The sequence below is a fragment of the Megasphaera paucivorans genome (assembly GCF_900103535.1).
In the GTDB taxonomy this organism is placed as follows: Bacteria; Bacillota; Negativicutes; order Veillonellales; family Megasphaeraceae; genus Megasphaera_A; species Megasphaera_A paucivorans.
Map to the genome: position 1 here is coordinate 100,045 of NZ_FNHQ01000007.1, position 13,334 is coordinate 113,378.

General features: G+C 41.0%; 17 protein-coding genes. 12 read left to right on the forward strand and 5 right to left on the reverse strand.

Annotated elements, in window-relative coordinates:
• From fabG to BLR11_RS04820, 6 genes are all read left to right on the forward strand, one after another.
• Window positions 1–744, forward strand: a complete 744-nt coding sequence (gene fabG / locus BLR11_RS04795) for a 3-oxoacyl-[acyl-carrier-protein] reductase (RefSeq protein WP_091648762.1) — start codon at window positions 1–3, stop codon at window positions 742–744.
• A 34-nt stretch (window positions 745–778) separates the two neighbouring features.
• Window positions 779–1,024: an acyl carrier protein gene (locus tag BLR11_RS04800; RefSeq protein WP_091648765.1), complete on the forward strand. Its 246-nt coding sequence runs from the start codon at window positions 779–781 to the stop codon at window positions 1,022–1,024.
• Between the two features lie 72 nt (window positions 1,025–1,096).
• Window positions 1,097–2,053: an NAD(P)H-dependent flavin oxidoreductase gene (locus tag BLR11_RS04805; RefSeq protein ID WP_176762877.1), complete on the forward strand. Its 957-nt coding sequence runs from the start codon at window positions 1,097–1,099 to the stop codon at window positions 2,051–2,053.
• Window positions 2,054–2,077: 24 nt separating this feature from the next.
• Entirely contained in the window at window positions 2,078–3,337 is a 1,260-nt protein-coding gene (gene fabF, locus BLR11_RS04810) for a beta-ketoacyl-ACP synthase II (RefSeq protein ID WP_091648770.1), read from the forward strand.
• Window positions 3,338–3,356: 19 nt separating this feature from the next.
• Window positions 3,357–4,064 carry a ribonuclease III gene (rnc, locus tag BLR11_RS04815; protein ID WP_091648773.1) on the forward strand — a complete coding sequence of 236 codons (708 nt, stop codon included), beginning with the start codon at window positions 3,357–3,359 and terminating at the stop codon, window positions 4,062–4,064.
• A 44-nt stretch (window positions 4,065–4,108) separates the two neighbouring features.
• Window positions 4,109–5,161: an elongator complex protein 3 gene (locus BLR11_RS04820; protein ID WP_091648776.1), complete on the forward strand. Its 1,053-nt coding sequence runs from the start codon at window positions 4,109–4,111 to the stop codon at window positions 5,159–5,161.
• 71 nt (window positions 5,162–5,232) lie between these two features.
• Here the strand turns inward: BLR11_RS04820 and BLR11_RS04825 are convergent, their stop codons facing one another.
• The 5 genes from BLR11_RS04825 to BLR11_RS04845 all read right to left on the reverse strand — a co-directional run bounded on the left by BLR11_RS04825 (window position 5,233) and on the right by BLR11_RS04845 (window position 9,138).
• Window positions 5,233–6,096, reverse strand: coding sequence for a transporter substrate-binding domain-containing protein (locus tag BLR11_RS04825; protein WP_218118727.1), 864 nt, complete (start codon window positions 6,094–6,096; stop codon window positions 5,233–5,235).
• A gap of 122 nt (window positions 6,097–6,218) precedes the next feature.
• Window positions 6,219–6,869 (reverse strand): amino acid ABC transporter permease, encoded by a 651-nt coding sequence (locus BLR11_RS04830; RefSeq protein ID WP_091648778.1) that lies wholly within the window; start codon window positions 6,867–6,869, stop codon window positions 6,219–6,221.
• Between the two features lie 2 nt (window positions 6,870–6,871).
• Window positions 6,872–7,540 carry an amino acid ABC transporter permease gene (locus tag BLR11_RS04835; protein ID WP_091648781.1) on the reverse strand — a complete coding sequence of 223 codons (669 nt, stop codon included), beginning with the start codon at window positions 7,538–7,540 and terminating at the stop codon, window positions 6,872–6,874.
• On the reverse strand, window positions 7,540–8,370 hold the full coding sequence (locus BLR11_RS04840; protein ID WP_091648783.1) for a transporter substrate-binding domain-containing protein: 831 nt from the start codon (window positions 8,368–8,370) through the stop codon (window positions 7,540–7,542). Before BLR11_RS04840 ends, BLR11_RS04835 begins: the two co-directional genes overlap by 1 nt.
• Before the next feature lie 42 nt (window positions 8,371–8,412).
• Complete coding sequence (locus tag BLR11_RS04845) at window positions 8,413–9,138, reverse strand: amino acid ABC transporter ATP-binding protein (RefSeq protein WP_091648785.1); 726 nt, start codon at window positions 9,136–9,138, stop codon at window positions 8,413–8,415.
• A gap of 346 nt (window positions 9,139–9,484) precedes the next feature.
• On the opposite strand from BLR11_RS04845, the gene BLR11_RS04850 reads away from it, so the two are divergent.
• The 6 genes from BLR11_RS04850 to BLR11_RS04870 all read left to right on the forward strand — a co-directional run.
• Window positions 9,485–10,009: a flavodoxin gene (locus tag BLR11_RS04850; protein ID WP_091648788.1), complete on the forward strand. Its 525-nt coding sequence runs from the start codon at window positions 9,485–9,487 to the stop codon at window positions 10,007–10,009.
• Between the two features lie 23 nt (window positions 10,010–10,032).
• On the forward strand, window positions 10,033–10,470 hold the full coding sequence (locus BLR11_RS14300; protein ID WP_218118728.1) for an MBL fold metallo-hydrolase: 438 nt from the start codon (window positions 10,033–10,035) through the stop codon (window positions 10,468–10,470).
• Window positions 10,454–10,870 carry an MBL fold metallo-hydrolase gene (locus tag BLR11_RS14305; protein ID WP_218118729.1) on the forward strand — a complete coding sequence of 139 codons (417 nt, stop codon included), beginning with the start codon at window positions 10,454–10,456 and terminating at the stop codon, window positions 10,868–10,870. Before BLR11_RS14300 ends, BLR11_RS14305 begins: the two co-directional genes overlap by 17 nt.
• Before the next feature lie 124 nt (window positions 10,871–10,994).
• Complete coding sequence (locus BLR11_RS04860; RefSeq protein WP_091648790.1) at window positions 10,995–11,588, forward strand: LysE family translocator; 594 nt, start codon at window positions 10,995–10,997, stop codon at window positions 11,586–11,588.
• A 251-nt stretch (window positions 11,589–11,839) separates the two neighbouring features.
• Window positions 11,840–13,006, forward strand: a complete 1,167-nt coding sequence (gene cytX / locus BLR11_RS04865) for a putative hydroxymethylpyrimidine transporter CytX (RefSeq protein ID WP_091648793.1) — start codon at window positions 11,840–11,842, stop codon at window positions 13,004–13,006.
• 107 nt (window positions 13,007–13,113) lie between these two features.
• A partial coding sequence (locus tag BLR11_RS04870; RefSeq protein WP_176762878.1) for a transposase occupies window positions 13,114–13,334 on the forward strand: 221 nt, incomplete at its 3' end.

Sequence of the window (13,334 nt, forward strand, 5' to 3'; positions counted from 1 at the left end):
ATGCTTTTAACAGGGAAAACAGCGATAGTGACAGGCGGTTCTCGTGGTATTGGACGGGCGGTTTCATTAGCGTTCGCTCATGAGGGAGCTAATGTGGTTGTCGTTTATGCTGGAAATACAGCAGCTGCAGCAGAAACACTGCAAATGATCGAAACTGAACCAGGCAAGGCTGTGAGTATACAATGTGATGTTTCCGATGGTGCTGCTGTGGATGCCATGGTAAAACAAGCAAAGGATATGTTTGGATCTATTGATATTCTAGTCAATAATGCGGGTATTACGCGTGATAATCTTATCATGCGTATGAAAGAAGAAGACTGGAAGCAAGTTTTAGATACCAATCTTACCGGAGTGTATCATTGTACAAAAGCTGTATCTAAAATTATGATGAAGCAAAGACAGGGGTCTATCGTAAATTTGACGTCCGTTGTTGGGATTACCGGCAATGCAGGACAGGCTAATTACGCGGCAGCTAAGGCTGGAGTAATCGGTTTTACAAAATCGATAGCCAAGGAACTGGCGTCGAGAAATATTCGGGCTAATGCAGTTGCTCCTGGATGTATAGATACTGATATGACTGCGGTTCTGAATGATTCTGTGAAAGAAGATATGATAAAAACAATTCCGCTGGGACGTGTAGCTGAGCCTGAAGAAGTGGCAAAAGCTGTATTGTTTCTGGCGTCAGATTGTGCCAGTTATATTACCGGTCAGGTGTTACAAGTTGATGGCGGCATGGTAATGTAAGTATATATGGATCATTGAAAGGGGGTGAATGGAAATGAGTGAAGAAGCTACTTTTGAAAAGGTTAAAGGCATCGTTGTCGAACAGCTGGGTGTTGACGAAAAAGAAGTCAAGATGGAAGCTGCTTACATTGATGATTTGGGCGCTGATTCCTTAGATATTGTTGAACTTATCATGGCTTTCGAAGAAGAATTCAATATCGAAATCCCTGATGATGTCGCAGAAAAGATCAAAACCGTTAAGGATACGGTTGATTATATCGAAAAGGAAAAGAAAGCCTAAGCATGCAATAATGGCCGAAAAGGGGAAGGTAACACTTCCCCTTTGATGGCATCTTGAATGGAGGAAAACATATTGAAGCTGCCAGAATTAAAGATAGGTAAGCTTGTGGCAAGGATACCAATTATACAAGGCGGAATGGCTATTCGTTTATCTACCGCTAGACTAGCCGCTGCTGTAGCTAATGAAGGCGGTATAGGTCTCATAGCGGCATCAGGTATGCCTTTTGATGAATTACGATATGAAATACGTCTGGCTAAAAAGCTAGCTCCCAATGGAATCATTGGAATAAATGCAATGGTAGCAGCTCGAGAGTTCAAAGGGCTTGTTACTACCTCAATTGAAGAAGGAATCGATCTAGTGGTAGCAGGAGCAGGCTTTTCCCGCGACATGTTTAGTTGGGGCAAAGAATCAGGTACGCCTATTGTTCCGATTGTGTCTTCTGCAAAACTAGCTAAAATATCTCAATCCCTGGGTGCTGCCGCTGTTGTAGTTGAAGGAGCGGAAGCAGGCGGGCATTTGGGAACAAACCGTTCGAGCCGGCTCATTGTACCGGAAGTGCGGGCGGCTGTTGATATTCCCGTCATTGGTGCGGGAGGAGTGCTTCATGGTGAAGATATCGCAGAAATGTTTAGACTAGGGGCTAACGGTGTTCAAATGGGAAGCCGTTTTGCTGCTAGTGTGGAATCTAATGGTTCAGAAGAATTGAAAAAAGTGTATCTTCGTGCTAATAATCCAGAGGATTTTGTTTTGATACACAGTCCTGTAGGACTTCCTGGACAGGCAATTCGTACTCCTTTTTCGGAACGTATCCTGTTAGGAACCGCGCAGAAGCCAATAAAATGTGACGGCTGCTTAAAAAAATGCAGCCATAAATATTGTATTATTCGGGCACTTACGCGGGCACAGCAGGGGGATATAGAAACAGGTCTTGTCTTTTCCGGCCGGCGTATGCAGGAAATACACGATATTTTATCGGTCAAAGAAATATTTGCATACCTTAAGCGAGAATTGGATGAAATTCCCGATTAAATTTTAATTAATGAGGTGAATACTTTGGAAAAACGTGCAGTAATTACAGGCTTGGGCGTTATTTCTCCAGTCGGTAATGGCAAAGATACATTTTGGAATGCTTTGATTACCGGACAGAACGGAATCGCGCCCATCACTCACTTTGATACAACGGAATATTCCGCGCGAATTGCCGGCGAGGTAAAGAACTTTGACCCGGCAGATTATGGTATTGACAGAAAAGAAGCCCGGCATATGGATATATCTACACAATATGCGGTTGCGGCGGCTAAATTGGCTCTGGATGATTCCGGTATTAATTTAGAACAAGAAAACCGGGACCGCATTGGCACTATGGTAGGCACGGGAATCGGTGGAATGGAAACTCTGCACAATCTTTATAAAGGATTGTTTGAAAAGGGCCCATCTCGTGTCAATCCTTTTGTGGTTCCTAAAATGATTGCTAACATGGCTGCTGGGCAGGTATCTATTGTTTTTGGACTTCATGGTCATTGTGCCAGTATAGCGACCGCTTGTGCTACTGGTACCAACTCTATTGGAGATGCGTACCGCATGATTCAGCGCGGTGAACTTGACGCAGTGGTAGCGGGTGGTACGGAAGCTACAGTTTCCCCAGGTGCTGTCGCTGGGTTTGCGGCAATGAAGGCTCTTAGTACACGAAATGATGATCCTGAACATGCATCTCGGCCATTTGATAAAGAACGTGATGGATTTGTAATGGGTGAAGGTGCCGGTATTGTTATTTTGGAAGAATTAGAACATGCTATTAAACGCGGTGCGCATATCTATTGCGAAATTGGTGGTTACGGCAGTAATGCGGACGCATATCATATTACGGCGCCTGCTCCCGAAGGTGTTTATCAGGCTAAATGTATGCAGTTAGCAGTTGATGATGCGGGTATCAAGCCGGAAGAAGTAAATTATGTCAACGCCCATGGCACGTCTACTCATTTGAATGATCTTAATGAATCCTTGGCGATAGCTAAAGTGTTTGGCGAACATGCCAAAGATATGTTTGTTAGTTCGACAAAATCCATGACCGGTCATTTGCTGGGAGCTGCCGGTGCCATTGAAGCAATTGCTTGTGCAATGACGATTGAACAGGGAAAGGTCCATCCTACCATTAATTGTGATGAACCGGAAGATGAGCTTAAGGTATTAGGATTGAATTACGTACAAGGAAATAAAGCAATAGATGCCAATATCGACGTAGCGATATCTAACTCTTTTGGTTTTGGCGGCCATAATGCAACGCTGTTATTTAAAAAATATTCGGAAAATTAATTGAGAAGACTGATGGCTGATGAAAAAAGATCGAAAAGAACAATTAAAAAAATTTACTCAAGTCATGGAAATATCTTTCCATGACTTGAATCTTCTAGATAAAGCGTTAACACATTCTTCCTATGCTAATGAAAATAAAAACAAACATGTTCAGCATAATGAACGTTTGGAATTTTTGGGTGATGCTATTTTAGACTTGGTAGTAGGAGAATATTTATTTAAAACATATCCGGAAATGCCAGAGGGAGAATTATCCAAAGCACGGGCCAGTGTAGTTAGTGAATCACCGTTGGCTGCTTGTTGTGCCGGGTTTCATATGGGTGATTATATACTTTTGGGAAACGGAGAACTTGCTTCCGGCGGCAGATTGCGCGCCAGCATTTTAGCGGATGCTTTCGAAGCTGTAGTCGGGGCTATTTATATTGATTCATCGTATGAAGCTGCTAGAAGTTTTATTTTATATCAACTGCGTGATTTTCTGGCACTTGTTGAAAGTGGTCACTATGGCAAAGATTATAAAACGGTGTTTCAGGAATTTATTCAGCGAGATGGCGAACAAAAAATTGATTATGAATTATGCCGGGAAGAAGGACCGGATCATGATAAAACTTTTTATATGGAAGTGATTGTCAATGGAAAAGTCCTTGGTGAAGGTTCCGGCAAAACAAAAAAAGATGCAGAGCAGCAGGCTGCTCATGAAGCACTGGAAAAGTTACATGCATTATAATAAGGGACTGATGCCATGGCATCAGTCTTTTTTTGGAGGCAATCATGAAGACATCAATTATTCCCATTTTTATTCCGCATATTGGCTGTTTGCATCGATGCGTATTTTGCAATCAATGGCGCATTACCGGACATCATGGTATTCCAAGCGCAGAGGATGTTACTTCTCTTATCCAAGACTACACTAAACATGTACAGGAAAAGCGTCATTGGGAAGTTGCCTTTTATGGAGGAAGTTTTACGGCTATACCTGAAGAGATGCAGGAAAGGTTGCTTAAACCAGCCCATCAGGCTCTCTTAAATGGGACTATTCATGGTATTCGATGTTCTACACGACCTGATTGCATTACTTCACCTATTTTGGATAGACTACGGTTTTATGGCATGTCTATTGTAGAGTTAGGTGTACAATCTATGGATGATACGGTACTTCAATTTTCAAAAAGAGGCCATACGGCTGAACAGGTTTTAGAAGCGACACAGTTGTTGAAGAAATGTGGGTTCACTGTTGGGCATCAGCTTATGCCGGGATTGCCCGGTGAAGACTGGCATAGCTTAAGAGAAACAACATTAAAAATTTGTGAATTGAAACCAGATATAGCACGTATTTATCCCGTGGCAGTCATCGAAAATACAGAACTTGCTGCCATGTATCGGCAAGGGGCATATATACCTCTGTCCATTCATGAGGGAGTATGCCGTGCCGCATATATGAAGCAGGCTTTTATAGAACATGGTATTTCTTGTATCCGTACGGGGCTGCAGGCGACCAAAGATCTTGATGACGATACACAAGTATTGGCAGGAGCCTATGCGCCTGCTATGGGGGAAATGGTGGATACAAAACGATATCAGATGCAGTTATTTAAACTATTGGATAAACTTTCCGGAGAATCTGTTGTAATATCATATCATAGAAGTGATACTTCGCGGGTTATCGGGTATCACAATGTAACTCGGAAGCGGGCGGCCTGTAAATATAAACAGCATATAAGATGGTGTGAAAAAAAGAATATACAGCCAGGAAATGTTATTGTTCAAACAATCTTACGTACCTATAGACTGGATATGAATGCGAATCAAGTGTATGAAGTGTAAAAATCAGTAAAAAACTCTTCGTATGGCGACTGTATGCTGCCAATAATACGAAGAGTTTTTTTATTTATACTTTATTCTGTTGCATCGTCATGAAAATCTACAAGGTGGTGTTTTTGAATCATTTTTTCCAATTCTCCCGATTCTTTAAGTTGTTTAATTACTTTGTTTATTTCGGTTAAAAGTTCATTGTTATCTTTACGGACAGCAATACCGTAATCTTGTGGTGCAAATTTTTCCGGCAGAAGCATTAAATCCGGCTTACCTTCCATGTGACTGTTTAAAATGGAGGAATCGGTACTGTAAGCGGCAGCTCGTCCGGATGTCATAGCGGATAGTGCTTCCGGATCTGTTGGAAATTCGGTATATTTAAGTTTGATACCGTATTTTTTGGCCCATTCTTCACAGCCTTGACGACTGGTAGTTCCCTGTTGTACCGCGATAGTTTTACCATCTAATTCTTTAGCAGAAGTAATACCGCTGTCTTTTTTAACTAAGAAACCAACGGGATCTCGATAGTAAATATCTGAAAAATCCCAGGATTTTTTGCGCTCTTCATTAACGGTGTAGGTAGCAATGACAAAATCGACTTGATCACTATCCAAAACCGGACCACGGGCTTTTGCCGTTACCGTTGTAAATTCTATTTTATTTTCATCACCTAGAATATCTTTGGCAATAGCTTTTGCGACATCTGCATCAATACCGGTAATCGTACCATCTGATTCTTTATAACCAAAGCCTTTAATGGTATCTCCTATACCGACTTTGACGACACCCCGCTCTTTGATACGCTGTACACCGGCAATTTGTTTTTTTCCAGCATCCTCCTTTTTTGATGCATCGCTGCTGTTCGCATCACCGCAACCTGCGGCCAATAATCCGAATAGTGTCAAGCCAATTGCTCCCATTGCGAAACCTTTGTTCCATGTTGACATAAGTAATCCCCCCTCTTATTTTTGCTATATAATCCCCTCTATATATAGCAGTATGTAAAGTAAGATATAAAAAGACGCTTATGTTTTTTGACATAAGCGTCTTTGCTTTACCGAATATATTGTTAATGAATATATGCTCGCATTTGTTTATATTTCCAACGGGCTAGTGAAGATAACGTATAGTTTAGTACAAAATAAATCAAAGCAACGCAGGCAAAAATTGTAAATAGCTGTCCTGTTGCACTGTATTTGCCAATAAGTATCATTCCTCGACCTGTAAGTTCTTCTGTACCGACAGCCCATACATAAGAAGAATCTTTGATAATGGTAGTAAATTCAGACATCATAGGTGGGATAATATTTCGGAAGGATTGAGGCAATACAATAAAACGTAATACTTGAAAACGTGTCATTCCTTGTGAATAGGCAGCCTCAAATTGACCGTTGGGAATTGCATTTAACCCACCTCGTACCACTTCGGACATTGTTGCGGCAGTAAATATAGACATGGCGGCAATACCGGACATAACAGGCGGCAGCGGTGTCATAAAACGTACCACAAGGACAAGAAGCAAAAAAGGAAGATTGCGCATGATGTCTATATAAATTCCTGCCAGTGTAGAGATAACAGGGAGTTTTAGGTAACGGCAAACGCCAAGAAAGGTACCGCCGATAACACTGAAAATAATGGAAAAAAAACCGATTTCTAAAGTTACTTTAAACCCTTGAAGTAAAAACATAATGTTTGCTGGTTGGAATACGTCTGATATCATAATTACCCCACCTCAGCTTTCTTTTCTAACTGCTGTACCCATTTAGTCAAAGGAAAGCAGAGCATCCAATAAATAAAACCGGTAACTAAATAAGCTGGACCGTAATACATGTTAGCGCCAGCCCACGAATCGGCGGTGTACATTAAGTCACCGCCGGCGATCATAGCAAGAACGGAGGTATTTTTTATGATTCCGATGCTTTGATTGCCCAAGGCGGGAAGAATTGTTCTTTTGGCTTGTGGCAATATAATATACCACATGATTTTCCAATATCCAAAGCCTTGAGACATACCGGATTCCATTTGTCCTTTTGGTACAGCGTTAATTCCGGAACGGAAAATTTCAGACATATATGCTCCAGAGTAGATACCGACACCGAGAATGCCGATTGCTATGACAGGCAGCATAATATGTAAATGCGGCAACGCATGGTACAGGAAAATAGCTTGTATGACCAAAGGTGTGTTTTGGAAAAATTCGACATATACTCGATCAACGCAGCGTACCCATTTTTTGGGGAATACTCCGGCAATCCCAAAAATGATACCTAATATGAGCGAGAGAAGCATCGCAAATACAGCAACCTCTAATGTCGTTATTAAGCCTTCGATGAACAATTCACGATCATCGAGTAAGGCTATCCATTTAAAACCGGCAAAAATTTCTGCCATTAGTTCTTAAGCTTCCATTTCGTTAAAAGTTGGTCCATTTCGCCGGATTTTTTCATTTCTTTGAGGACCTGATCAATGTAGTCGCAAAGTTCTTTATTATCTTTTTTGGTGGCTATGCCGTATTCTTGTGGAGCAAAACTATCGGGTAAGATGACAGTCTGATCATCGACATACCCGTGAAGATTAGATTGATCCATGGCATAAGCGGCAGCACGGCCGGACATAAGAGCTGCTTTGCATTCCGTGTATGTTGGAAATTCAGCAAATTTAACATCAATGCCATCTTTCTTCGCGGCTTCGCTGACTGCTTTGCGTGTAGTAGCACCCTGCGGTACCGCAATCGTTTTACCATCTAAATCTTTTAAAGACTGGATATTATCTGATTTTTTTACTAAGAGACCAACCGGATCAGTATAATAAGGTTCCGTAAAGTTGTATTGCTTTTTACGTTCTTCGTTAATTGTATAAGTTGCACAAATCATGTCCAGTTCGCCGCTGTCAAGAAGGGGCCCGCGGGTTTTTGCGGTAACTGGTGTAAATTCTATTTTATTTTCATCTCCGAATATCTTTTTAGAAACAGCTTTTGCTAAATCAATTTCGAATCCTTCAATTTTTCCTGTTTCCGGATTTTTGAATCCAAATAAGGGGACATCAATTTTGCAGCCGACTTTTAATACGCCGCGATCTTTTATTTTTTGGATAGCTTGACCGCTATCTGATTTTGCGGCACTTTCTTTTTTGTCTGTTTCCCCGCACCCGGCAGCTAATGCACCGAAGGCAATCAAGGCGGATATGACTAATAATGTAAGTTTCTTTTCTGATGATTTCATGAATGATTCCTCCTCTTAATAATCATAAGCAAATATTGAATATTAATGAATGATTTTACTCAAAAATTGTTTGGCTCTGTCATTTTCCGGATGAGTAAAGAAATGTTCGGGAGTACCTGTTTCCAGTACTTGACCATCAGCCATAAAAATGACCCGATCGGCAACTTGACGGGCAAATCCCATTTCATGGGTGACACAAACCATGGTAATGCCTGTATGAGCTAACTCTACCATAACATCGAGTACTTCTTGAATCATCTCTGGATCCAGCGCGGATGTGGGTTCATCAAAAAGCATGATTTTAGGATGCATGTTTAATGCCCGCGCTATGGCAACACGCTGCTGCTGCCCACCGGATAATTGACCGGGATAGGCAGTCGCTTTGTCGGCAAGACCGACACGATCTAAAAACTCCATGCCGGATTTTTCTGCAATATCTCTTTTTATGCCTTGAACCATAACTGGAGCAATAGAAAGGTTTTCTAATACAGTCATATGGGGATACAGGTTGAATTGCTGAAACACCATGGCAGCTTCCTGTCTTATCTTTTTTAATTTGGCATGCGGTTCCATCAAATCCTCCCCGTCGACAATTACCCTGCCGCTGTCAGGACGTCCCAGCATATTGATGCAGCGGATCATTGTACTTTTTCCAGAACCGCTGGGACCGAGAACGACGACTTTTTCACCGGTTTTAACATGAATATTGACATCTTTGAGAACATGATTTGTGCCAAAAAATTTATTAACTTCAGTCAAGGTAATCATAAAACCTTCCCCTTCCTATGGACAGATATAAAAATAGCGCTTTACATAATATCAACTCGCTAAGTCGATACGCTATAAAGCGTCATTGCTTCTGTCGTTCATCTTTATTAATGTTAACATTGATATTAAACCAAAAAGTTAAATATGTCAATATTTTTTCATAAACATTTTTATATAGCGTGATTATTGTCTTTATATATTTAAGAATAAAAATAATTGATCTCTATAAAATAGAGAGAGTATATTTTATGCCTGTCAACCTCGAAATAGAGAATTGTTATTTTCAATTTAGATTCATTTGATATATAATAGAACTACATAAATGAAGTTAGAAAGGAAGGATATCATGGGGTATAAGGATAAGAAATGTCTCATCGCTTATTTCTCGCATGCCGGTGAAAATTATGTCAGTGGAAAAATCGTGGAACTGCGGATCGGAAATACAGAAAAGGCGGCACAAATGATTAAATTCTACACGGGTGGAGATATGTTTCGCATTAATACGGTAGAACCATATCCGTATACATATGCAGATACGGTTGCCGTAGCTAAAGAAGAAAAAGAGACCGGAGTTCGTCCCTTGTTAAAGAATACATTGGACAATCTTGGAGAGTATACTATTGTGTTTTTAGGTTACCCCAATTGGTGCAGCACAATGCCGATGGCTGTGTGGACATTTTTGGAATCCTATGATTTTTCCGGAAAGACCCTTCTTCCTTTTTGTACACATGAAGGAAGCGGATTCGGGCATAGTTTACAGGATATTACATCCCTTTGTCCGACAGCCATCTTGGGGAAGGGACTGTCTATTTTCGGAACAACGATTGCCGATGCCGAAGATGATGTTAAACGCTGGCTCAATAACGGTTGATTTCTAATGTAAAGGAGAATATTATGGAGCTGACGATTTTAGTAGACAATAATACAATTAGTGGTTCTTGCTATGGAGGAGAATCGGGACTGTCCTGCTATTTGCAGTGTGACGGAAAAAAAATATTGCTGGATACAGGACGTACGGATATGTTTATGAAAAATGCCAGACGATTGGGAATTGATTTATTAGATGTGGATAGTCTTGTTATTTCACATGGACATTATGATCATACTTGGGGATTGCAGCCTTTAGTTCAGGAGTACATTGAAGCCAGTTATGAAAAGCGGCCTTGGAAAAAGGCGAAACTTATTACACATCCTGATTCATTTCTGCCTAAAGAGGCCGGTGGGAAAAATATTGGAATGATTTTGGGTGAATCCCAATTACAGCAAACTTTTGATATAAAAAAAACCAAGGAGCCTGTATGGCTGACGAAGCATCTTGTTTTTTTTAGGTGAAATAGAGAGAACGAATGATTTTGAAGCAAAAAAACCGTTAGGACACACCTTGCGGAATGGGAACTGGGAAGACGATTACTTGTTGGATGATTCCGGAGTCGTTTATATATCAGATAAGGGACTTGTCGTTATTACTGCTTGTGCTCATGCGGGGGTTTGCAATACTGTTGAATATGCTAAAAAAGTTTGTAAAGAAAACCGGATTCATGCTGTTATCGGTGGATTTCATCTGCTGCGGGACCAGCCTAATGTGTTTGATGCTACAGCAGCCTATCTCAAGGATTGCGCTCCGGAGTTTGTATATCCTTGTCATTGTGTCAGTTTGAATGGTAAATTATGGTTGGCCCACTCTTTGCCGGTCAAGGAAATCGGGGTAGGTCAAAAGTTGGTTTTTAAGTAAGAGAATATAAGCGAAATACAAAGGCGTATCATCAAACAGATGCGCCTTTTATTGTAAGGTATAGGTTATAGATACAAAAACGGAACAAGGATATGGAGACAATCAGAGGAGGGGGAAAATTTGTATGTTATGGCGAGGATTTAGGTTTGGTATGATGCTGCAGCTGGCGGTGGGACCTATTTGTCTGCTGACTTTCATGGCATCGGCATCTTTTGGCTGGGCTTCAGGAGAGGCGGTTGCTATAGCGGCAACGATTGTGGATGCATTATACATTATTGTATCTGCTAGCAGTGTTGTCGTTGTTATAAAGAAACCAGAAGTGCAGCGAAAAGTTAAAATTTTTGGCGCTGTAATTCTTGTTTTGTTTGGAGGGTATATGGTCTGGCAGACAACAGGGGGAAATATACCACACGTAGCTGTTGCTGGAACCGGGGCTGTTGATTTTTTTGTTGAAGGAATCATTTTAACCTTGTCTAATCCGTTGACAATTCTTTTTTGGGGGGGTGTATTTGCTGCACAAGCTGCAGAATACAACATGGATCAGCAGGCAATGAAATGGTTTGCAGGAGGCTGTTTGTTATCGACTATTGTATTTTTATCTCTTATTGCGGCAGCCGGTGTTTGTGTGGGACAATTTTTGCCATCTTTTGTTTTGCTTCTTTTAAATGGAGCAGTGGGGGTTGCACTGATTTATTTTGGCATGCGGCTTTGGCGATAGAGTATTTTGATATACTTCGTAAAGTTGAAAGGTGTACTGGGCAAGTAATCTTGAAAATTATTTGACAGGTTGTAGGGAGCTTGTTATACTTATATGCGACATAGGGGAGCTCGATTTGGCTGAGAGGAGGACACCTGTCTTCGACCCTGAAACCTGATGTGGATAATCCCACCGGAGGAAACAACAATGGTTTTAAAAGAGAGCATCTATGTGGATGTTCTCTTTTTTTATGTGGAAAGGAAGAACGATATATGAATGAAGACAAGACATCAGTTTTTGCAAATGGTCTTTTATGGTTTGGAGCCGGTATTTCTATTGCGGAAATATTGACAGGAATGCTGCTGGCTCCGCTAGGGATGGTGAAGGGTGCTGCGGCTATTATTATCGGGCATTGTATTGGCGGGATCGTTATGTATTATGCCGGTCTTATTGGCGGAAGAACGGGACGTAACGCCATGGAAACAGTAGAACTTTCTTTTGGAAACAAAGGGGCGTTATTATTTGCCGGATTAAATGTCATACAACTTATTGGCTGGACTGCGGTAATGATTGCCAGCGCTGCAGCGGCGGCTAATACGATTATTGATATTGGCACGGCAGGATGGACTATAGTTATTGGGCTGCTTATTGCAGGATGGGTTGTATTAGGATTGAAAAATTTGGGAAAAGTCAATATTGTGGTTATTGCTGCACTTTTGATTTTGACTTTTATTTTAAGCACGATTGTATTCCATGGAAATGGCACTCCCTTGCTGGGGGATTCACTGAGTTTTGGCAGCGCGGTAGAACTGGCGGCAGCCATGCCGTTATCTTGGCTGCCTCTTATTTCTGATTATACAAGAACCGCAGAAAGACCCCAAAAGGCAACGGCAATGAGCTGTGGAGCTTATTTTGTTGCCAGCTGCTGGATGTTTTTTATTGGAATGGGAGCCGCTTTGTTTACCGGACAAGATGATATTGCTGCAATTATGCTGCAGGCAGGTTTGGGGTTTGCCGGCATTGTTGTTGTGCTTCTTTCTACGGTTACAACTACGTTTCTGGATGTTTTTTCCGCTGGTGTCAGCAGTCGCAATATAATTGGCGGTGTATCAGAGAAAACGCTGGCTTTGCTAGCGTGTGTGTGCGGAGTTATTTTAGCAATCTTTGCACAAGCAGAACAATTCCAGGATTTTCTTTATTTTATTGGTTCGGTTTTTGCTCCGATGACAGCCATTTTATTAGCGGATTATTTTATTTTGAAGAAAGACAATTCCTCACAGTCTTGTAATTGGGAAAATGTCATCTTGTGGGGAATGGGGGTTGTTTTGTACCGTTTCTTTTTACATGTTGATACACCGCTGGGAAATACATTTCCTGTTGTGATTATTATGATGATGGTTAGTATATTTGTGCAAAAAATATTCCATTCATTTTCATGATAGTATAAAATTTTATGTGTAAACTCTAAGAGGCCCATAGGAAAAGGAACCTCATTCCTGTATAGTGTTAAGTGCTAACAAAGACACTAAAGAAATGAGGTTCCCTAATGTCAAATCTTAACACAAAACTCATGCAAGCGCTAGTAGAAAAACAATCTGTTGAAGATGTCTTTCGTCAAGAACTTGAAGATGCCATCAACCAGTTGCTTAAGGTTGAACTTTCTAGTTTTCTAGGATATGAGAAACATAGTTCCAACGGCTGGTCTTCTGGTAATAGCCGCAACGGTTTTTATTCTCGCGAACTTCGCACGGAATATGGTACTTTACA

Excerpts from the sequence above, each read along its gene's own strand:
- fabG (WP_091648762.1), top strand. The coding sequence starts at position 1 with ATGCTTTTAACAGGGAAAACAGCGATAGTGACAGGCGGTTCTCGTGGT.
- BLR11_RS04800 (WP_091648765.1), top strand. The coding sequence starts at position 779 with ATGAGTGAAGAAGCTACTTTTGAAAAGGTTAAAGGCATCGTTGTCGAA.
- rnc (WP_091648773.1), top strand. The coding sequence starts at position 3,357 with ATGAAAAAAGATCGAAAAGAACAATTAAAAAAATTTACTCAAGTCATG.
- BLR11_RS04820 (WP_091648776.1), top strand. The coding sequence starts at position 4,109 with ATGAAGACATCAATTATTCCCATTTTTATTCCGCATATTGGCTGTTTG.
- BLR11_RS04825 (WP_218118727.1), bottom strand. The coding sequence starts at position 6,096 with ATGTCAACATGGAACAAAGGTTTCGCAATGGGAGCAATTGGCTTGACA.
- BLR11_RS04830 (WP_091648778.1), bottom strand. The coding sequence starts at position 6,869 with ATGATATCAGACGTATTCCAACCAGCAAACATTATGTTTTTACTTCAA.
- BLR11_RS04835 (WP_091648781.1), bottom strand. The coding sequence starts at position 7,540 with ATGGCAGAAATTTTTGCCGGTTTTAAATGGATAGCCTTACTCGATGAT.
- BLR11_RS04840 (WP_091648783.1), bottom strand. The coding sequence starts at position 8,370 with ATGAAATCATCAGAAAAGAAACTTACATTATTAGTCATATCCGCCTTG.
- BLR11_RS04845 (WP_091648785.1), bottom strand. The coding sequence starts at position 9,138 with ATGATTACCTTGACTGAAGTTAATAAATTTTTTGGCACAAATCATGTT.
- BLR11_RS04850 (WP_091648788.1), top strand. The coding sequence starts at position 9,485 with ATGGGGTATAAGGATAAGAAATGTCTCATCGCTTATTTCTCGCATGCC.
- BLR11_RS14300 (WP_218118728.1), top strand. The coding sequence starts at position 10,033 with ATGGAGCTGACGATTTTAGTAGACAATAATACAATTAGTGGTTCTTGC.
- BLR11_RS04860 (WP_091648790.1), top strand. The coding sequence starts at position 10,995 with ATGTTATGGCGAGGATTTAGGTTTGGTATGATGCTGCAGCTGGCGGTG.
- cytX (WP_091648793.1), top strand. The coding sequence starts at position 11,840 with ATGAATGAAGACAAGACATCAGTTTTTGCAAATGGTCTTTTATGGTTT.